The sequence below is a fragment of the Amycolatopsis sp. AA4 genome, from assembly GCF_002796545.1.
Taxonomy (GTDB): Bacteria; Actinomycetota; Actinomycetes; order Mycobacteriales; family Pseudonocardiaceae; genus Amycolatopsis.
Genome location: NZ_CP024894.1, coordinates 3,653,323 through 3,672,973 on the forward strand (window position 1 = coordinate 3,653,323; position 19,651 = coordinate 3,672,973).

Sequence of the window (19,651 nt, forward strand, 5' to 3'; positions counted from 1 at the left end):
TTCGGCCGCCGTGCACGATGACCCCGCGCCGGCAGTCCGGTTGAGTGTCCGGAATGGACACACGCACCTCGGGAATCACCATCGGCTACAAGGCATCGGCCGAACAGTTCGGACCGCGCCACCTGGTAGAGCTGGCCGTCCTCGCCGAACGGCGGGGCTTCGATTCGGTGCTGGTGAGCGACCACTACCAGCCCTGGCGGCACCGGAACGGCCACGCGCCGTTCTCGATGGCCTGGCTCGCGGCGGCGGGGGAGCGGACCGAACGGGTCCGGCTCGGCACCAGCGTGCTGACCGCGACCTTCCGCTACCACCCGGCCGTGGTGGCGCAGGCGTTCGGCACCCTCGGCGCGCTCTGTCCCGGACGCGTCATGCTCGGCCTCGGCACCGGCGAAGCGCTCAACGAGGTCGCGGTCGCCCGCATGGAATGGCCGGGGTTCGAGGAACGCTTCGCGCGGCTGCGGGAAGCCATCGACCTCATCCGTCGCTTGTGGACAGAGGAGCGGGTGAGCTTCGACGGCGAGTACTACCGGACGGAGAACGCGACCGTCTACGACCGTCCGTCGCGGCCGGTGCCCGTCTACGTCGCGGCAGGCGGTCCGGTAGTGGCGAAATACGCCGGCCGGATCGCGGACGGCTTCATCTGCACCAGCGGCAAGGGCATGGAGCTGTACACGGAGAAGCTGCAGCCGGCGGTCGACGCGGGAGCCGAGCAGGCAGGCCGCGAGCCCGCGGACGTCGCGCGCACGATCGAGATCAAGCTCTCCTACGACACCGACGCCGAGGCCGCCGCCGAGAACACCAGGTTCTGGGCGCCGCTGTCCCTGACCGCCGATCAGAAGCACGGCGTGTCCGATCCCCTCGCCATGGAGCGCGCCGCCGACGAACTCCCGATGTCCCAGATCGCTTCCCGGTGGATCGTCTCCTCGGACCCGGACGAGGTCGTCGAACGGATCCGCCCGTACGTCGACGCGGGGTTCACCGATCTGGTGCTGCACGCGCCCGGCCACGATCAAGCCCGCTTCCTCGAACTGGCCCGCCAGGATCTCCTGCCGCGGTTGCGGAACCTGGGCGGATAGCCCTGCTGCCCGGTCTTCGCAGGGCCCTGCGCCCACTGACGGGGCTCCGGACGCTGCTTAGCCTTCCCCCGACGCAGCGTGGCGCGGACGGAAGGAGCGGCCCGATGACCGCAGTCGACACCCGGCCAGGGGAACCGATCGCCGCCGATCTCCCGCCGCCGGACGGGACGATCCGGCTGCCGCTCCTCGTCGGCGCGCGCCGCGGCTGGTTCAGCGTCGCGGCCCCGGCGGACGGCCTGGATCGCCCGTTGGCCGGGGCCGCGCCGTGGGACCCGTCGCGCTTGCCCGGCCGGAACGAGCTGGTGCTGATGACGAAGCCCGGCCCGGCGGCCGACGACCTGGCCCAAGCCCTGACCGCGGCGGGCCGCGCGGGCGCCGCGGCGGTGGTCGTGCGCGAAGGTGCGCTGCCGTCCGGACTCGACCTCACTACTGCCGCCGTGCCAGTGCTCGTGGCGGCAAAACCGGTCGAGTGGACGGAGATCGGCACGGTGGTGCAGTCCCTGCTCTCCGGCGCGAGATTCGGCGCGCGCGGCGTGCCGCCGACGGCGGGCGGTCTCTACGATCTCGCCGAAAGCGCAGCCCTGGCCCTGGAGGGGGCTGTGGTGATCGCCGACGCGGACTTCCGCGTGCTCGCTTTCGGCTGCGGCGCACAGGTAGACGCGCTCACCAGCGAAATGGTGCTCGCTCGACGTGTTCCGTCGCGGGTGCGACTCGCCCAGGTGCGAAGCGTCGCGCGCCTCGACGTCCCGGACGCGGGCCCGCGGTGGGCCGCGCCGATTCACTCCGGCAAAACCGTCAGCGGCTATGTCCTCTGCGCGCCGCGCCGGGAGACGTCCGTGCCGCGAGTGCTGCGTGAAGTGTCTACGGCGGCCGCTGCCTGGTTCCTCGACGAACCCGCCGGACGAGACGACGAAGACACGATCCGCACCGAACTGCTGCGCGGGTTGCTCGCCGGTTCGGGATCGCTGGAAGCGCTGACCGAACGGCTCGGCGCCGCGCGGCGATGGCGGCTAGCCGTTCTCGGCGAGGTCGCCCCCGACCGCGAAGGAGCCCTGGCCCGCGGCGCCCGGATGCTCCACCCCGGCACGGCGACGGCGGTGCTGGATTCCCTCCTGGTCGTCCTGTTCCCCTCCGCTCCTGATCCGGGACCCGCCGAGTTCGCCGAACGCCTGCGCCGGCGTGCCTCGACGGACGCGCCGCTGGCGGCGTGTCTCGGCCGTCCTTGCGCCACCGGCTCCGAACTCCGCGCCGAACTGGGTCCTCTCCGGCACGCCGCGCGGTCCCTGACCGCACCAGGCACCGCCCACCTGACGGACCTGCTGCCGCACGTCCTGATCGCCGAACTGGCGGAACTCGCCGCCGAACACCCCACACTGCTCGACGGCTCCCTCGACGTCCTCCGCCGCGACCCGTCCCCGCGCGGCGCCGAATACCTGGAGACGCTCCGCTGCTGGTTCGACGCGGGCGGAGACGCCACGCGCGCCGCGGCCGCCCTCCGGATCCACCGCAACACCTTCCGCTACCGGCTGCGACGCATCGAAGAACTGTGCGCGGTCGACCTCGACGACCCCGTGCAGCGCTTCACGATCGAGCTGCAGACCCGTCTTCTGGCGTCGCCCCTAGGGAAACGGCTAGGGGTGGAACCGAAATCGTACTGATCGGTATGTTTTGCCCGGTTTCGGACCGCCCGGAGGCTGGGGAGAGTGCGATGAAGGTTCTGTTCACGACGTTCGCGGCGAACGCGCACCTGTACAACCTGGTGCCGATGGCGTGGGCGCTGCGCGCGGCGGGGCACGACGTCCGGGTCGCCGCGCAGCCGGATCTCGCCGACGCGATCGTCCGGGCTGGGCTGCCCGCGGTCTCGGTGGGGCCGGTGCTGAACCTCGGCGGGGGCGGCGGCAAGGAGCAGGAGCGGCCCGCCGGCAAGACGGTCTTCGACTGGGAATTCGACATCACCGAGACCCGGGAGGACCGGCTCACCCTGGACTACGTTCGCGGCGTCTTCACGACGTGGTGCTCGATCGCGCTGGATGAACTCGCCCACGACGCGGCTGTCGACGACGTCGTCGGGTTCGCCCGGTCGTGGCGGCCGGATCTGGTGGTGTGGGACGCGCTGACGTACCTGGGCCCGATCGCCGCGCGGGCCAGCGGGGCGGCGCATGTCCGGATGCTCTTCGGGCTCGACCACTGGGCCCGCATGCGCCACTTGTTCACTGCGCTGGGCGGTGCCGGTGGAGCCGATCCGATGGCGGAGTGGCTGTCGGGCAAGCTGGAACGGTACGGCTGCGCCTTCGACGAGGAACTGGTCCTCGGCCAGCGCACGCTCGACCCGCTTCCGCCGTGGACCCGGTTTCCGGTCGGCGCGGACTATCTCCCGATGCGGCACGTGCCGTACAACGGCCCGTCGACCGTGCCGTCGTGGCTGTCCGAACCGCCTGCCCGGCGGCGGGTCTGCGTCACTCTCGGCATGTCCCGGCGCGACCTGTGGGGCACCGACCAGTTCTCGGTCACCGACCTCTTCGACGCGGTGGCCGACCTGGACGTCGAGGTGATCGCGACGCTGACCGCCCGGCAGGCCGAATCGGCCTCGGCGGTGCCGGACAACGTCCGCCTCCTCGACTTCGTCCCGCTGGACGCGCTCCTGCCGACCTGCGCGGCGGTCCTCCACCACGGCGGTGCGGGCACGATCGGGAACGCCGTGGTGCACGGGGTCCCGCAACTGGTGATCCCGGGGAACATGTGGGACAAGGCGGGTTTGGCGGACCGGCTGGCGGGCCAAGGAGCCGGTCTGGTGCTGGAGCACGAGCAGGTCAGCGCCGCGCACCTGCGCGAACAACTGCTGCGGCTGCTGGAGGAGCCGTCTTTCGCGACGGCCGCGGAGAAGGTGCGGGCGCAGGTGCGGGAAGTGCCCGCGCCCGCGCAGGTCGTGCCGGAACTGGAGCGGCTGGCGGGTATCCGGGAGTGACCGCGGACCTGCTCAATGCAACGGCGAGAAAGCCGTCGGAATGGCGATGCTGGAAGTAGCCCGCGCGATGTTCTCCGGACCGTTCTCCGGCGGCCAGATCCCGCGCTCGTAGGACTCGCGACGGACGGCGAGGCGGGCGTCGAGGCTGGGGAACGGCCAGATGTGCGTGATCCGCGGGACGCCGTCCAGTCCGTACATCGCCGGGTGAGCGGAAAGAGCTTGGTGCGCTCGGGAAGCCGCCGACTTTGAGTTCGTACGTGCGGAATTCGTCGACGTCGCCGAAGTGTCCGGTTTGGACTGACGGGACGAACGGGAACGGCGCGTAGCTGCGGACGGTGAACGAATCCAAGTGCTCGCCGATCCCGAACGGGTCGGAGCTGGCGAGGATCCGCTGCCGTTCGTCGGCGAGGGCGCCCGCGTCCTCGAACTCCCGGAGCAGCAGCACGCGGCTGGGCGAACCGGCGGACGCGCGCGAATACGGTGCCGCTGCGGCGATCCTGCTCGACCTGGGCGTCTCGCGGGCGCAGGTACTGACGAACAACCCGGGGAAGCTCCGTGACCGGGAGGCGGGCTTCCCGTCTCGGTGAGCCGGGCAGCGAGAGTTTACCCGAGACGGTCGTTCGTGCCGTCGACCCATGCGATGTAGTGCCGCACCACGCCCTTCGCGTCAGTCGGCGCGGTCGCCCCGGTCAGAGCGTCCGCACTCACTGCCGGTCCGCGGAATGCGCCAGCACGGGGACGTTCGCGAGCCGGTGGCTCAGGCTCACCGGACCAGACAGGTCCACCGGCCGATGCCGAACCCAGGTTCCCGGCGCAGGCGATGGATTCCCGGTTCCGGTTCTTCGTGGCCCAGCTTGTGCGGATCGGCGGCCAGTTCGTCCATTGTGGTCCCAACCGGCCCGCACGGATTGTCTTTCGAGGTCAAGGGCGATTGCGCCAATGCTCGGCGGCGTCGACCATGTCCTGCCGGATGTGCTGAAGCCAGCGGCTGGTCGTGCGGAGCCGGGTGCCGACCACGGTGTCGCCGCCGAACAGTTCGGCGCCTTGGCGGGTGAAATCCGCCCACTGCGCCATGCCTTCCATGCTGGCCAGCCACGCCCGCTGCCACACGTCGTCGTCGATGAGGTAACGCTCGCGGCGGCCGTCCCGCTCGCGCCGCAGCATTCCCCGTTCTTCCAGCCAGGCCACCGCCTTCGAGACCGACGCGGGGCTGACGCGCAGCCGGGCGGCGAGGTCGGTCGCGGTGCGGCTGCCCGACTCGGCGGTGAACAGGCAGATGAGGACGCGCGCCATCATCGACGGCATCCCGGTCTGGGTGGCCATCTGCGCGAACCGCGTCTCGAAGTCGCTGCGGGTTCGCGGGTCGGCCGCGGTCCGGGGCGGCGGCGCGGCGGACGGAGCGGGAGCCCGGCGACGCGCCCGCCGCCGGGCGGCCTGCTCGGCGCGGTCGGCCCGGTAATCGTGCGCACCGCCGTTGCGGGCGACCTCGCGGATCACCGTCGACTTCGGCCTGCCCAGCCGACGGCCGATCTCGGCGTAGCTCAGCCCGTCCGCCAACCCGGCGGCGACGCGCTGTCGTTCCGGGTAGCTCAACCTGCCGGAGGGCATCTGGTCGTTCTCCGTCCTCGTTGCTCGCCCTGGACTGCACGCGGTGCGTTCAGCGGCAGGTCAGTGCATCGTTAATCTGCCCACTGCCTGCGGATATGCAGATTGGTCGTTTGCACCTCGATAAAACATCGTTCTAGCGTTTCCCGCAAGAGGTTCACGGGAAGGGAGCTGGCGATGACCAGGACACTGCCGACCGAGCGACCGGCAGGCCAGCCGTTCGACCCGCCGCCGGGGCTGGCCGCATTGCGCGAGAAAGGTCCGCTGAGCCGGTTGGACTACCCGGACGGGCACGTCGGATGGCTGGTGACCGGACGCGCGCTGGCCCGCGAAGTGCTGGCCGACCCCCGGTTCAGCGCGCGAGCGGAAGTGCGGCACCTGCCGATCCCCGGCGCTCCCGGCAGCGCTCAGCCCGCGCCGCCGGGGATGTTCGGCAGCATGGACGCCCCCGAGCACACCCGGTACCGGCGGCTGCTCGCCGGACAGTTCACCGTCCGCCGGATGCGCCGGCTGACCGAGCGGATTCAGGCCGTGGCGGACGATTGCCTGAACGCGATGGCCGAACAGGGCGGCCCGGCCGATGTGGTCCCGGCCTTGGCACAACCCTTGCCGGCGCAGACGATCTGCGAACTGCTCGGGGTTCCCTACGCCGAGCGGGAGCGCTTCCAGCAGCAGGCGCTCAAGCTGTTCCGGCTCGACAACACTCCCGAAGAAACCGGCGCTGCCTACGCCGCGGTCCACGGGTTCATCGGCGAATTGGTGGCGGCCAAGCGAAAAGCCCCCGCCGACGATCTGCTCGGCGACCTGACCGGCAGCGATCTCACCGACATCGAGCTGGTCAACATCGGCTTCACCTTGCTGGGCGCCGGGCTGGACACCACCACGAACATGCTGGCGCTGGGCGTCTTCGCTCTGCTCGAACACCCCGACCAGCTCGCGCTTCTGCGCAGTGAACCGGAGTTGGCCGACAACGCGGTTGAAGAACTTTTGCGTTATCTCAGCATTATCCCGTTCACCGTGCGCACCGCGCTGGAAGACGTCGAACTCGCGGGCGAACACGTGGCCGCGGGCGAGTCGGTCACCATCTCGGTGCCCGCCGCGAACCACGACCCCGCGCGCTTTCCCGCGCCGGACAAACTCGACCTGCGCCGGAAGTCCAGCGGGCACGTCGCCTTCGGCCACGGCATCCACCAATGCCTCGGCCAGCAACTCGCCCGCGTCCAGCTGCGGGTCGCGTTGCCCGCTCTGCTGACCAGATTCCCCTCGCTGCGCCTCGCCGCTCCCGCCGCGGAGATCGCCGTGCGCGACGACATGCTCATCTACGGCGTGCACCAGCTGCCCGTCGCCTGGGAGGACTGAACCGTGTCCAAAGTGTGCCTGATCACCGGTGCCTCGGCGGGAATCGGCCGTGCCGCCGCGCTGGAACTGCGGCAAGCCGGCTACGTCGTCTACGGAGCCGCGCGCCGAGTGTCCAAAATGGAGGAACTGCGCGCCGCGGGCGGACACCCGCTGGCGATGGACGCCCGCAGCGAGGCGGATTTGGCCCGCGTCGTCCGCACTGTCCTCGAGGAACAGGGTCGGATCGACGTCCTGATCAACAACGCCGGGACGGTGCTGCACGGCGCGGCCGAGGAGGTCCCGTTGGACGCGGCCCGCGACCAGTTCCAGGTCAATGTGTTCGCGCCCGCGAGGCTCGTCCAGCTGGTGCTGCCCGCGATGCGCGCCCAAGAGTCGGGCCGCATCGTGAACGTCTCGTCCATCGGCGGGGAGATCAGCCTCCCGTTCGGTGCCTGGTACTACGCCTCGAAACACGCGCTCGAGGCGTATTCCGACACGCTGCGCATGGAAGTCCGGCCGTTCGGCATCGAGGTCGTGGTCGTCCAGCCCGGCATCATCAAGACCGAATTCGAAGACCGGACCGCGGCGCAACTGCGGGAGTACTCCGGCCGGGGTCCGTACGCGGCAATGGTGGAGAAGATGGCGAGCCAAGCCGAAACCGGCCTCTCGGACGGTTCTGCTCCCGCTGTCGTCGCCCAGGCCATCCGACAGGCGGTGGAAGCCGATCCGCCGGAGACCCGGTACGCCGTCGGGCTGCACGCGGAGCAGCTGCTGAAGCTGAACCGGACCTTGCCGGACCGCGAGTTCGACGAACTGGTCACCCGCTCGATCCGGTAGGAATCGTCGTGGCGGCGCGCCGGGAGAAGCTTCCGGCCGATCCCGCTCAGGCCCGGGGCCGTCGCGTTCCGCCGCCCCGCCCGAGCTGCGCGCCGGACCGGATCTGCGACGATGGGGGCGATCGCGGTCGAAGACGGGAGAGCTGATGGACGAGTCGAGCCGCCGGGACGTGTGGCGTCCGGGCCAGGACTGCCAGGCGGTGGCCACTGCCCGGTCGCTGGGCCAGGACGTGGAGAAGATCCACGGGGACGCGTGGGGCGTCGTCGGCACCCTGGGGGACAGCGTCTGCTACCTCGGCGTCACGGACAAGGTCGAGGCGATCCACCAGGCTCTCGCGCGCCGGATCACCGAACGCGACCTGCCCGTCCGGCTGCTGGCCCCGAACTACTCGGGCGGGATTTCGGACGGCCAGCGCAACGGCACGCCGCAGATGCGGTACTCGCTGATCGGCCGCGAGACGACGAACGACGGGTTGTCCTTGCATTTCGAGGGCAGCGAGATCCGGGGAGCGGTCGCCGTCGTGGCGTGCGACAAGCCCCCGGTCGGCGCCACCGCGGCGATCCTGGAGCGCGACGTGCCCGCCGTGGTGCTTTCCGACGGGTCCATCCGCCCGGGCACTGATCCCGAAACGGGGGAGCGGATCGACCTGGTCAGCTGCTTCCAGGTCGCCGGGGACCCGGACGAGGCGAAACGCGAGCGGTGGGCGCGCAACGCGTGTCCCGGGCACGGCAGCTGCGGCGGGATCTTCACGTACAACACGATGCAGTCCTTCATCGCGGTGCTGGGCCTGGAGCCGCTGCACATGGTGTCGCCCGCGTCCGAGGATCCGCGCCGGGTCGAGGAATTCCCCGAGCAGATCGTGGACTGCCTGGAAATCATGACGCAGCGCGGGATCACGCCGCGCCAGCTGGCCACCCCGGCCGCGTTCCGCAACGCCGCGGTCGTGGCGATCTCGCTGGGCGGCTCGACGAATGTCGTCCTGCACGCGCCGGAGATCGCCCGCGCGGCCGGTCTCGACTTCTGGTCGGAGGTCATGACGCAGCAGGAGTTCAACCGGCTCTCCCGGACCGTCCCGGTGCTCGTCGACGCGCGGCCGTTCGGGCAGTACAGCATGGTGGACATCGACGCTTCCGGCGGCCTGCAGGCAGTCGTCGCGGAACTGCTCCGGCACGACCTGCTCGACGGCTCCACCCTGACCTGCACCGGCGAGACGCTCGCCGAGCAGATCGAGCGACTCGCCCCGCCCGCTCCGGACCGGCAGGTGATCTTCCCGGTCGCCGACCCGTTCAAGCCGACTGGCGGCCTGCGCCTGCTGTCGGGCAACCTCGCCCCCGAAGGCGGCGCGGTGATCAAGCTGGCCGGAGTCGAAACCGGCGTCGTCGACGGCCGCTTCGAGGGGCGGGCGCGCGTCTTCGACAGCGAGCAGGCCCTGCTGCGGGCGCTCGTCGAAACGCCGGACGAGTTCGCGGACCGGGACATGGTCGTCATCCGCTACGAAGGCCCGCGGGGCGCGCCCGGCATGCCCGAGATGCTCGACCCGACCTCCCGCATCACCGCGCTGTGCCGGAGGAAAGGCATCTCGATCGCCCTGATGACCGACGCCCGGTTCTCCGGCGGATCCGTCGGCCTGGTCATCGGACACGTCGGCCCGGAAGCCGCCCTCGGCGGCCCGATCGCCCTCGTGGAAGACGGCGACACGATCGTCGTGGACCTGAACACTGACACTCTCGAGTGTGTCGAGTTGGCCGATGGTGCGGTGCACGAGGCGCGCCTCGCGAAGTGGCAGCAGGCGGCCGAGGCGAACGGCGGGGTGCATCCGCTGGTGCGTCCGGTGACGTCTCGTTTGCTCCGCCGCATGCGCGCACTGGCGACCCCGGCGATCAACGGAGCGGGGATGGTGGAGGCGGGTTCCTGACTCGGCGGAGCCGGTGAGCACCAGGCAGCGCCGTCGGCATCGGAATGGCCCGTCTGTTGCTGTACCGGCTCGGCGACGACATCCGCTTGGTCGCGCTCGACGAGGTGCGTCCCAGGGAGGCCGCCATTTGTCGGGGCGCTATTCGAGCACGCCGAGCCGTCGCAGGCGCACCAGCGCGGCGGCGGCACGCTCGCGCAACGCTTCGTCCCGGTCCCGGCGCTCTGCTACCGAAGCCTCCGGCGAGACGAAATATTCGTCGACCTCGGAGAACAGTTCGTCAAGGACGGCGAACACGTCCTCGGGGTGCAGCGTCTCGTCGTTCTTCATCAGGTCGAGGTACCGCTGCTCGAACTGGCCAGCATCGATCCCGCCGTCGACGAATCGCTCGATCAGCTCGCCGTAGTCGTCCGCGTCGCGCATGGGTGGTCAGCTTCTCGTTCCGGGAGACAAAACCTGGTCAGAAGGCAAAGCAACGGATGGCCCGCGGTCCACGGTAGGGCATCGGGAAGCCCTGACAGTCCTCCATGGACGGTCAGAGCTTCCCGCGGGCGCGGATACTGACCCCAAGCGTTCAAGAACGCAGCGGGTTGTCCGCCCCCTCCCGAACGAACACCGGAATCCGATCCAGCGGCGCCGGCGCCTCGACTGTCGTCCCGCCGGGCCGGGTTTCGCCGGTGGCCGCGTCGGTCCACGACGTCCCGGCGGGCAAGTACACCGTGCGGACCGTCGCGCTCGCCGTCAGGACCGGGGCGATCAGCAGGTCCGGGCCGAGGAGGAACTGGTCGTCGGCGGTCCACGCGGCCGGGTCGTCCGGGAAGTCGACGAAGAGCGGCCGCATCGGCGGGATGCCCCGTTCGTGCGCGATCCGCATCTGCCGCATCAGGTAGGGACGGAGGGTTTCCCGCAGCCGCAGCGACTTTTCGATCAGTTCGAGCGCTTCCGGGCCGTAGGACCAGGCTTCGTTGGGGCCGCCGGTCATGTCCGGGCCGAATTCGGTGCGGGGATCGCGGAAGCCGTGCAGGCGGAACAGCGGGCAGAACACGCCGTACTGGAACCAGCGGACGACGAGTTCGCGGTACTCCGGCGAGTCCGGGTCGCCGCCGTGGAAGCCGCCGATGTCGGTGGTCCACCACGGGATCCCGGCGACGGCGAGGCTGAGCCCGGCGCGGACCTGGGCGCGCAGGGATTCCCAGGTCGGGGCGATGTCGCCGGACCACACCGCCGAGCCGTAGCGCTGGCTGCCCGCCCAGGCCGAGCGGCTGAGCAGGACGACCTCGTCGTCGCCCTCGCCGGTGATGCCGTCGTGGAAGGTCTGGGCGTGGGCCCGCGGGTACAGCGTGGCGGCCTCGCTGCCGGGACCGGCGCGCAGGCTCAGGTTGTGCGGGTGGCCGGGCTGCAGTTCCGGTTCGTCGCCGTCGAGCCACCAGGCCCGCACGCCGAGGTCGTAGTAGTTCTCCTTGATCTTCTCCCAGACGAACCGCCGCGCCTCGGGGTTGGTCGCGTCGTAGTAGGCGACCGGCATTTCGGCGCCGAAGCCCTTGTCCTTCCACGGAGCGTGGAACGGGACGCCGCGGTCGGTGCCGACGAGCAGGCCGTGCTCGTGCATATGCCGGTAGTTCTCCGACAGCGGGCTGACCGTCGGCCACACCGAGACCATCAGCTTGAAGCCGAGCGCGTCCAGTTCGCGGATCATCCCGGCCGGATCGGGCCATTCGGCCGGGTCGAACCGCCAGTCGCCGAGGTGGGTCCAGTGGAAGAAGTCGGCGACGATCACCGACAGGGGAAGCCCTCGGCGGCGGTATTCGCGGGCGACGGACAGCAGTTCGTCCTGGCTGCGGTAGCGCAGTTTCGACTGCCAGAAACCGGCCGCCCACTCCGGGAGCATCGGGACGTGGCCGGTCGCGTCGGCGTAGCGGGACAGGATCGCGCGGGGGTCGGGTCCGGCGGTGATCCAGTAGTCGATCTGCCGGGCGTCGTCGGCCACCCAGCGCGTGCCGTTGACGGCGAACTCGACCCGTCCGACCGCCGGGTTGTTCCAGAGAAATCCGTACCCGCGCGAGGAAAGCAGGAACGGCACCGACACCTCGGCGTTGCGCTGCATCAGGTCCAGCACCAGTCCTTTGTGGTCGAGCCGGCCATGGGTGCGCTGGCCGAGTCCGTAGATCCGCTCGTCGTCGTAGGCGGCGAAGCGCTGTTCGAGCCGGCCGTAGCCGTTGGCCGACGGCAGGAACAGCCGCGCGCCCGGCCACCAGAAGTGCGCGCGCTGCTCGGACAGGAGTTCCTCGCCGGTCGCGGTGCGCACGAACCGGACGACGGCGTCGATGCCGGTGTCGGTGTCGATGACTTCGACGATGCCGGTGATGTCGCCGTTGACGACGACGCCCCGGCGGTCGGACGCGGTGACCTCCGCGGGGACCGGCTTGGGCGGAAGCAGCGCCCCCGGGATGTCCTCGAGGATGTCGTGCCGTCCGGCGCGCACGCGCAGGCTGTCCGCGCCCCAGGGTTCGAGGCGGAGGACTTCGTGGCGGATGGCGACTTCGAGTGCGCGGCCGTCTCCGGTCACGGTGATCATGGGGCTCCTAGGGAGGATTCAGTCCTTGACGGCGCCGCTGGTCAGCCCGGCGGTGACGTACCGCTGGGCCACGACGAGCAGGACGGCGGCGGGAACGGAGGCGAGAACGGCGGTGGCCATGACGGAGTTCCAGTCGGCGGACTGGTTGCCCACGAACCGGTAGATGCCGACGGTGATCGGCTCGAACCCCTGGCCGGTGGTGAGCGTGACGGCGAACAGGAAGTCCGCCCAGGCGAACAGGAACGCGAACAGCGCCGCGGTGAGGACGGCGTTGCGGCTGACCGGGAGGATGATCGAGAAGAACGTCCGCCAGTACCCCGCCCCGTCCATCCGGGACGCTTCGGTCAGCTCCTTGGGCACGGAGATCATGAAGGCCCGCAGCAGCAGCACGCAGAACGGGATCGTCGCGGTGGAGTCGGCGAGGATCAGGCCGAGGTAGTTGTCGATCAGACCCAGGTTGCTGAACACGGTGTACAGCGAGTTCGCCATCACGATGCCCGGGATCATCTGCACGATCAGCAGCACGAACACGAACACCGGGCCGCCGCGGGTCTTCAGCTGCGCCAGCGCGTAGGACGCGGGCAGCGCGACGGCGAGGGAGACGAGCACGGTGCCGAGCGCGATGATCACGCTGGAGACGAGGTGCCCGCCCTGGGAGCCGAGGGCGTTGCGGTACCCGTCGAGGGTGCCGCCGATCGGCACCCAGTCCGGATTCGGCTTCAGCAGGGCGCCACTGGGCTGCAGCGAGGCGTTGACCATCCAGTAGAGCGGGAACAGCAGAATCGCCACGAGCACGATCCCGACGGCGGTTTTGAGCCGGGCGGTCATGCGGCCGTCTCCCCGAGCGTGGCCTTGGCCGAGCGCAGGTAGAGCAGCCCGAACACGGTGGCGACCAGGATGAGGATGTTGCCGACGGCGGCGCCCTGCCCGAACGCGAAATCGTGGAAGGACAGCTGATACGACCACGTGGTCAGGGTCTGGGTGGCGTTGGCCGGCCCGCCGCCGGTGACGACCATGATCACGTCGAACACCTTGATCGTGTAGACGAGGCCGAGCATGAGCACGATGCCGGTGACCGGCCGCAGCTGCGGCCAGGTGACGTAGCGGAAGCGCTGCCACGCGTTGGCGCCGTCGAGCGCGGCGGCTTCGTAGAGCGAAGCGGGGATCGCCCGGAGGCCGCCGTGCAGGATGACCAGGTTGAACGGGATGCCGATCCAGATGTTGGCCAGGATCACCGCGGGCAGCGCCCAGCCGGTGCTGGACAGCCACGGCACGTGGCCGATGCCGACGAGGCCGAGCGCGGCGTTGACGACGCCGTGGTCGGTGTCGAGCATCCACCGCCAGGCCGCGCCGCTGACCACCAGCGGCAGCAGCCAGGGCAGCAGGAGCAGCGAGCGCAGCACGGTGCTGCCCGGAAAACGGCTGTTGAAGAACACCGCGAGCGCGAGGCCGATGCCGAACTGGAACACCAGCGACCCGGCCGTGAACAGCACTGTGTTGAGCGCGGACGCGGGGAACAGGGGATTCCGGAAAACGGCGGCGTAATTGGCGAAGCCGACGAACGGCGCTTCGCCGGTGTAGAACGACTTGACCGTGTAGTCCTGCGTGCTCATCACGAGATTCGCCGCGAGCGGGTAGCCGAAGAACACGACCACGTACGCCACCGCGGGCAGCAGGAACGCCCAGGCGACGAACCGGTCTCGGGGCCGGGCCCGGCCGGTCGCCCGCGGTGCGGCGAGCGACGGGGCGGCGCTGACCGTCACGATCCGCTCGCCTGCTGGGCGGTCTTCAGCGCGTCGGCCGGCGAGCTTGTGCCGGTCAGCGCGGCCTGGAGCGCGTCAGCGATCGCTTGGGAGACCTTCGGGTACTTGTCGCCGAGTTCCGCGGTACGGGACCGGGCGGCGCCGACCTCGTTCGCGAAGGCCTGCATCGACGGCTGCTCGGCCGCGAACTTCTGCGCCACCGAGGTCTTGGACGGGACGTAGGCGTGCGCCTTGCTCCATTCCAGCATCACCGGTTCGGACAGGATGCAGGACAGCACCTTGCCCGCCGCGCGCTGCCCGGCCGCCCCGGTCGCGGGGATCGCGCCGACCTCGCCGCCGAGTGCGACCACCGGCTGGGCGCCCGCCTGCGGGACCGGGATCGGCACGACGCCGTAGTGCAGGGATTTCTGCTCGTCGAGGCGGGCGAGGTTCCAGGAGCCGTTGATCATCATCGCCGCGTTGCCGCCCACGAACTGGTCGGCGACGTCGTTCTGGTTCCACGTCAGGACCGACTTCGACGCCGAGCCGGACTTGACCAGGTCGGTGACGAACTGCAGCGCTTGAGTCGCCTGTGGACTGTCCAATCGGGACAGTTCGGCACGGTTGCTCCAGAAGAACGGCAGGAACTGCCAGGTGCCCTCTTCCGACGCGATCGCGGAGAACGCGAGTCCGTACTTGCCGTCCTTGGTCAGCTTCGCCGCGGCAGCCTTCAGCTCGTCCCACGTCTTCGGCGGTTCGACGCCCGCGGCCTGCAGCAAGTCCTTGTTGTAGATGAGGGCGAGGCCGTTCACGCCCGGCGCGAGGCCGTAGACCTTGTCCTGGTAGGTCCCGGCCTTCACGATGCCCGGGGAGTAGCCGTCGGTGGAGATGCCGTAGTCGGTCAGCGGCGTGAGCGCGCCGGTGGACGCGACCTGCTGCAGCGTCGGGTTGTCGGTGAACATCAGGTTCGGCAGCGTCTTCGAACTCGCGCCCTGCAGCACCTTCGGCAGCAACTGCGCGGTCGGCACCTTCTGCCGGTCGATCTTGATCCCGGTCTGGGCCGCGCATCCGTCGAGGACCTTCTGCCACGCGGCGGAGCCCTGTTCGTCGGCGTAGTAGTCCAGTTCGGTGATCGACGTCGCGGCCGGCGCGTCCGGACCGGCGCCGCCGGGCGGGGCGGGGGAGCAGGCGGCTGACAGTCCGGCGGCGGCCGCCCCGGCGACGGCGAGCAGGCGCAAACGGGCACGGGTCATGGCGGGTTCTCCTTTGAACGGGCGGGGAGGGGTACGGCGGTGAGGGAGGGGGGTCAGTGGTGGGCCGGCGGGGCGGTGCTGGCGCGCACGGCCAGTTTCGGGGCGAGCAACCGGGTTTCGTTCGTGCTCTGGCCGGAGAGCTGGCGCATGACTGTTTCGACGGCGAGCGTGCCGACCTCGCGGGCCGGGATGGCGATGCTGGTCAGCGGAATCGGGTAGTGCACGGCCATGCTGTCCGGGCAGACCGCGACGACCGAGAGGTCCTCGGGCACTCGCACCCCGCGGTAGCGCAGGTCCGCCAGCAGGCCGGGCAGCGCGGCTTCGTTGTGCACGACGAGCCCGGTCGCGTCCGGGTTCCGGGCGAAGAAGTCGTCGAGGCCGCCGCCGTGGTGGTAGGCGGCGGGCCACGCCGTCGTGGTCGCCTCGACGTCGCGGCGGGCGGCCTCGGCGGTGAAGCCCCGGATGAACCGGGTGGCGTAGCTGGTGCCCCGCTCGTAGACCTCCGGGCCGGGCCCGACCAGCGCGATCCGCCGGTGCCCGAGATCGGCGAGGTGGCCCACGCTCGCCTCGCCGGCCGCGGCGAAGTCGAGATCGACGCAGCTCAGCCCGCCCGGGTGGTCCGGGACGCCGATGAGCACCACCGGCCGGTCGAGCGTGAGCAGCATCGGCACGCGCGGGTCGGCCGCCTCGACGTCCATCACCATGACCGCGTCGGCGATGGCCGAGGAAACCACCCGGCGCAGCGCCGCGGGGCCTTCGTCGGTGGTCAGCAGCAGCAGGTCGTGGTCGTAGGCGCGGGCGGCGGTGACCGCCGAGGCGACGAACTCCATCACGACCGCGACGTTCGTGTCGGTGCGCAGCGGCACGACCAGGGCCAGCACGCTGGTCTTGCTGCTGGCCAGCGCCCGGGCGCCGGCGTGCGGGTGGTAGCCGAGCTTGCGGATGGTGTCCTCGACCAGGCGGCGGGTCTTCGGGGAAATCGCGCGTTTGCCGCTGATCACGTACGACACGGTGCTCGGCGCGACGCCGGCGACGGCGGCGACGTCGTTGATCGTGACCACGGAGCCTCCTCGGCGGTTCGTCGAAGCGCATCGACAGTCGACGAAAGTATGCGATGAATGCGGTGTGCGCAAGCGGCATTTCCGCCTCGGCGGGCCGTCGAATTCGATTCCGCGATCAGCTTCCTCTGTCGAATTTGTCGAATGCCGTGAATAGGACGTTGCCCCAGCTCAGCGGCGGGTGGTCGAAATCGGCGGGCGAGCCTTGACCCCTTCGCGGTCGTCCTGCGATAGTCGTCGGCATCCGGATTTGTCTCGCAATCCCTCGGAATCCCTGAGTCGAACCGATTCGACAACTTTCCCGGAGGCCCCCACCGATGTGTGCCTACTTCGCGCGCCGCGTCCGCCGCGGCGTGCTGCTGGCGGCGGCCGCGCTGCTGGTCGCGACGCCGGTCCCGGCGCTCGCCGCCCCGCCGCCGCCGTTCCGCGATCCGTCGCTGCCGCTGGACGCCCGGATCGACGACCTGGTCTCGCGGCTGACCCTGGACGAGAAGGTTTCGCTGCTGCACCAGTACCAGCCCGCGATCCCGCGGCTGGGCATCGGCATGTTCAAGACCGGCACCGAGGCGCTGCACGGCGTCGCCTGGTCGACCGACTACGACCGCGGCGGCGCGGTGGTGTCCGCGAAGGGGACGGTGTTCCCGCAGGCGCTCGGCCTGGCTTCGACGTGGGATCCGGCGCTGATCAAGCAGGTCGGCGCCGCGGTCGGGCAGGAAGCCCGCGGGCACCACGCGGAGAACCCGTCGGTGTGGGGGCTGAATCTCTGGGCGCCGGTGGTGAACCTGCTGCGCGACCCGCGCTGGGGCCGCAACGAGGAGGGATACTCCGAGGACCCGTACCTGACCGGCCGGATGTCGGTGGCCTACGGCAGCGGCGTCCAGGGCGACGACCCGCGGTACCTGCGGGCCGCCCCGACGCTCAAGCACTACCTGGCCTACAACAACGAAACCGACCGGACCACGAGCAATTCGTCCGTGCCGCCGAAGATCCTGCACGACTACGACCAGCAGGCGTTCAAGCCCGCGCTGGCCGCGGGCGCGGCGAACGCCGTGATGCCGTCCTACAACCTGGTCAACGGCAGGCCCAACACGGTCAGTCCGGACCTGAACGGCGCGCTGCGGCAGTGGGCGCCGCGGGACATCGCGGTCGTGTCCGACGCGGGAGCGCCGACCAACCTGGCGAATTCCGAGAAATACTACGGAACTCAGGCCGAAGCCGACGCCGCGGCGATCAAGGCCGGGCTGGACAGCTTCACGGACAACGACACCAACGGCTCGATCACCGCCGGCGCGGTGAAGGAGGCGCTGGCGAAGGGGCTGCTGACCGTCGCCGACGTCGAACGCGCGGACCGGCACCTGCTGTCGTTGCGATTCCGCCTCGGCGAGTTCGACCCGCCGGGACGCAACCCGTACGAGAAGATCACCCCGGCGGTGATCGATTCGCCGGAGCACCGCGCGCTGGCGCGCAAGGCCGCCGACGAACAGGTTGTGTTGCTGCGCAACGAAAACCACGCCCTCCCGCTCACGACGCAAGGCAAGATCGCGGTCGTGGGGCCGCTGTCGGACACCCTGTACGAGGACTGGTACAGCGGCACGATGCCGTACCGGGTGACGCCGCTGCAGGCCGTCAAAGAACGGGTCGGCGCCGTCGCTTCGAGCGAGGGCGTGGACCGCATCGCGCTGAAGAACCTCGCTACGGGCAAGTACTTGACCGCGTCGACGGATCCGGCGGGCGGCAAACTCGCCGAGGGCGCCGCCACCGCCGGGCCCGCGCAGTCGTTCGACGTATTCGACTGGGGCGCGGGCAAGAACACGCTGCGCACCGTCGCGAACGGCAAGTACCTCGGCTACTCCGGCGGCGCACTGGTGAACAACGCCGCGCAGCCGAACGGCTGGTACGTCCAGCAGCAGCTCAAACTCGACCCGCAGCCCGACGGCAGCTACGTGCTCGAGTACGCGGGCAACGAGGTGAACGAGCCGTGGTTCGGGAAGAACCGGTTCGCCGTGGTCGGTGCGGACGGCGTGCTGACGATCGGCTCGCCGGACGTCGCGGGCGCGACGAAATTCGGCCGCGACGTCGTCTCCAGCGGAGCGGACAGCGCGGTCGCCGCGGCGAAGGGCGCGGACACCGCGGTGGTCGTGGTCGGCAGCATGCCGTTCATCAACGGCCGGGAAGCGGACGACCGGACCGGCACCGAGCTGGCCCCGGCGCAGAAGGCGCTGGTGGAGGCCGTGCAGAAGGCGAACAAGCACACCGTCGTCGTCGTGGAGAACAGCTACCCGACCACCGGCTGGGACGCGCAGTCCGCGCCGGGGATCCTGTGGACCACGCACGCCGGGCAAGAGACCGGGCACGCCGTCGCCGACGTGCTGTTCGGCGACCACGACCCGAGCGGGCGGCTGACCCAGACCTGGTACGCCTCCGACGCCGGCCTGCCGTCCATGCTGGACTACGACATCGCGAAGACCGGCATGACCTACCAGTACTACACCGGGAAACCGTTGTACCCCTTCGGGTACGGGCTGAGCTACACGAGCTTCCGGTACGGCAAGCCCCGTCCGGTGCAGACCGCGCCGGGCACGGTCGCCGTCGATGTGGACGTCACCAACACCGGAGCCCGGACGGGAACCGACGTCGTGCAGCTGTACTCGAGCGCCCGTGCCTCGCGAGCGGCGCAACCGCTGAAGCAACTGCGGGCGTTCGACCGCGTCGCGCTGGCACCAGGGGAGACGAAGACGGTCCGGCTCTCGGTCAAGACCGCCGACCTCGCGTTCTGGGACGTGACGCGGAACCGGTCGGTCGTCGAAGCGGGGGTGTACGACTTCGCGGTCGGCCGCTCCGCCACGGACATCACCGGATCGGTGCCGGTGTACGTGCCCGGCGAGCGTATTCCGCCGCGTGATCTCACGCAGCCGACGCTCGCGGAGAATTTCGACGGCTACCAAGGCGTGACGCTGACCGACACCGCGAAGACAGACGGCACCTCCGTTGCCGCGACGGCGGGCAGCTGGGTCTCCTACCGCGACGCTCTGCTGCGGCCCGGCAGGACCGTTTTCACCGCGAAGGTGTCCAAAGCGGACAGCGGGACGGCGCGGATCACCGTCCGGCTGGACGATCCGGTCCGCGGCCGGGTGCTCGGCACGGCCGTCGTGAACAGCACCGGCGACAAGTACTCCTTCACTACGGCGACGGCGGCGCTCGCACCGGCGGCGGGACGGCACGACGTCTACCTGACCTTCGACGGACCGGTCACGGTGTCGTCGTTCGCACTGGGGTCCTGAGGGCTCGCC

Annotated in this window: 16 protein-coding genes; 8 read left to right on the forward strand and 8 right to left on the reverse strand. The window is 70.4% G+C overall.

Annotated features, from left to right (window positions below):
- Nucleotides 1–53: 53 nt before the first annotated feature.
- The 3 genes from fgd (at nucleotide 54) to CU254_RS17090 (ending at nucleotide 4,041) form a co-directional block, all read left to right on the forward strand.
- Complete coding sequence (gene fgd, locus CU254_RS17080; protein WP_009077764.1) at nucleotides 54–1,076, forward strand: glucose-6-phosphate dehydrogenase (coenzyme-F420); 1,023 nt, start codon at nucleotides 54–56, stop codon at nucleotides 1,074–1,076.
- Between the two features lie 104 nt (nucleotides 1,077–1,180).
- Complete coding sequence (locus CU254_RS17085; protein WP_009077765.1) at nucleotides 1,181–2,734, forward strand: CdaR family transcriptional regulator; 1,554 nt, start codon at nucleotides 1,181–1,183, stop codon at nucleotides 2,732–2,734.
- Nucleotides 2,735–2,784: 50 nt separating this feature from the next.
- Nucleotides 2,785–4,041, forward strand: a complete 1,257-nt coding sequence (locus CU254_RS17090) for an activator-dependent family glycosyltransferase (RefSeq protein ID WP_009077766.1) — start codon at nucleotides 2,785–2,787, stop codon at nucleotides 4,039–4,041.
- 12 nt (nucleotides 4,042–4,053) lie between these two features.
- On the opposite strand, the gene CU254_RS44125 is transcribed toward CU254_RS17090, so the two are convergent.
- Nucleotides 4,054–4,239: an NIPSNAP family protein gene (locus tag CU254_RS44125; protein ID WP_009077767.1), complete on the reverse strand. Its 186-nt coding sequence runs from the start codon at nucleotides 4,237–4,239 to the stop codon at nucleotides 4,054–4,056.
- Between the two features lie 137 nt (nucleotides 4,240–4,376).
- Here CU254_RS44125 and CU254_RS44130 point away from each other — a divergent pair, with 137 nt between their 5' ends.
- On the forward strand, nucleotides 4,377–4,628 hold the full coding sequence (locus CU254_RS44130) for a hypothetical protein (protein ID WP_234392834.1): 252 nt from the start codon (nucleotides 4,377–4,379) through the stop codon (nucleotides 4,626–4,628).
- A gap of 334 nt (nucleotides 4,629–4,962) precedes the next feature.
- On the opposite strand, the gene CU254_RS17110 is transcribed toward CU254_RS44130, so the two are convergent.
- Complete coding sequence (locus tag CU254_RS17110; protein ID WP_009077768.1) at nucleotides 4,963–5,649, reverse strand: helix-turn-helix domain-containing protein; 687 nt, start codon at nucleotides 5,647–5,649, stop codon at nucleotides 4,963–4,965.
- Between the two features lie 174 nt (nucleotides 5,650–5,823).
- Between CU254_RS17110 and CU254_RS17115 the strand changes: the two genes are divergently transcribed.
- The 3 genes from CU254_RS17115 to CU254_RS17125 all read left to right on the forward strand — a co-directional run bounded on the left by CU254_RS17115 (nucleotide 5,824) and on the right by CU254_RS17125 (nucleotide 9,736).
- On the forward strand, nucleotides 5,824–7,005 hold the full coding sequence (locus tag CU254_RS17115) for a cytochrome P450 (protein ID WP_009077769.1): 1,182 nt from the start codon (nucleotides 5,824–5,826) through the stop codon (nucleotides 7,003–7,005).
- Between the two features lie 3 nt (nucleotides 7,006–7,008).
- The gene (locus tag CU254_RS17120) at nucleotides 7,009–7,821 is read left to right on the forward strand and encodes an oxidoreductase (protein WP_009077770.1); all 813 of its coding nucleotides are present in this window, start codon (nucleotides 7,009–7,011) and stop codon (nucleotides 7,819–7,821) included.
- 145 nt (nucleotides 7,822–7,966) lie between these two features.
- On the forward strand, nucleotides 7,967–9,736 hold the full coding sequence (locus CU254_RS17125; protein ID WP_009077772.1) for a dihydroxy-acid dehydratase: 1,770 nt from the start codon (nucleotides 7,967–7,969) through the stop codon (nucleotides 9,734–9,736).
- A 138-nt stretch (nucleotides 9,737–9,874) separates the two neighbouring features.
- On the opposite strand, the gene CU254_RS17130 is transcribed toward CU254_RS17125, so the two are convergent.
- From CU254_RS17130 to CU254_RS17155, 6 genes are all read right to left on the reverse strand, one after another.
- On the reverse strand, nucleotides 9,875–10,156 hold the full coding sequence (locus CU254_RS17130; RefSeq protein WP_009077774.1) for a colicin immunity domain-containing protein: 282 nt from the start codon (nucleotides 10,154–10,156) through the stop codon (nucleotides 9,875–9,877).
- Nucleotides 10,157–10,307: 151 nt separating this feature from the next.
- Nucleotides 10,308–12,308, reverse strand: coding sequence for a TIM-barrel domain-containing protein (locus CU254_RS17135; RefSeq protein ID WP_009077776.1), 2,001 nt, complete (start codon nucleotides 12,306–12,308; stop codon nucleotides 10,308–10,310).
- 18 nt (nucleotides 12,309–12,326) lie between these two features.
- A complete protein-coding gene (locus CU254_RS17140; protein WP_009077777.1) occupies nucleotides 12,327–13,136 on the reverse strand; it encodes a carbohydrate ABC transporter permease in 810 nt (269 codons plus the stop codon).
- Nucleotides 13,133–14,071, reverse strand: coding sequence for a carbohydrate ABC transporter permease (locus CU254_RS17145; protein WP_009077779.1), 939 nt, complete (start codon nucleotides 14,069–14,071; stop codon nucleotides 13,133–13,135). The genes CU254_RS17140 and CU254_RS17145 overlap by 4 nt, the downstream gene beginning before the upstream one ends.
- Nucleotides 14,068–15,303 (reverse strand): sugar ABC transporter substrate-binding protein, encoded by a 1,236-nt coding sequence (locus CU254_RS17150; protein ID WP_009077781.1) that lies wholly within the window; start codon nucleotides 15,301–15,303, stop codon nucleotides 14,068–14,070. The genes CU254_RS17145 and CU254_RS17150 overlap by 4 nt, the downstream gene beginning before the upstream one ends.
- 53 nt (nucleotides 15,304–15,356) lie before the next feature.
- Entirely contained in the window at nucleotides 15,357–16,364 is a 1,008-nt protein-coding gene (locus CU254_RS17155) for a LacI family DNA-binding transcriptional regulator (protein ID WP_009077783.1), read from the reverse strand.
- Nucleotides 16,365–16,678: 314 nt separating this feature from the next.
- On the opposite strand from CU254_RS17155, the gene CU254_RS17160 reads away from it, so the two are divergent.
- A complete protein-coding gene (locus CU254_RS17160; protein ID WP_037713952.1) occupies nucleotides 16,679–19,642 on the forward strand; it encodes a glycoside hydrolase family 3 protein in 2,964 nt (987 codons plus the stop codon).
- Nucleotides 19,643–19,651: the final 9 nt, after the last annotated feature.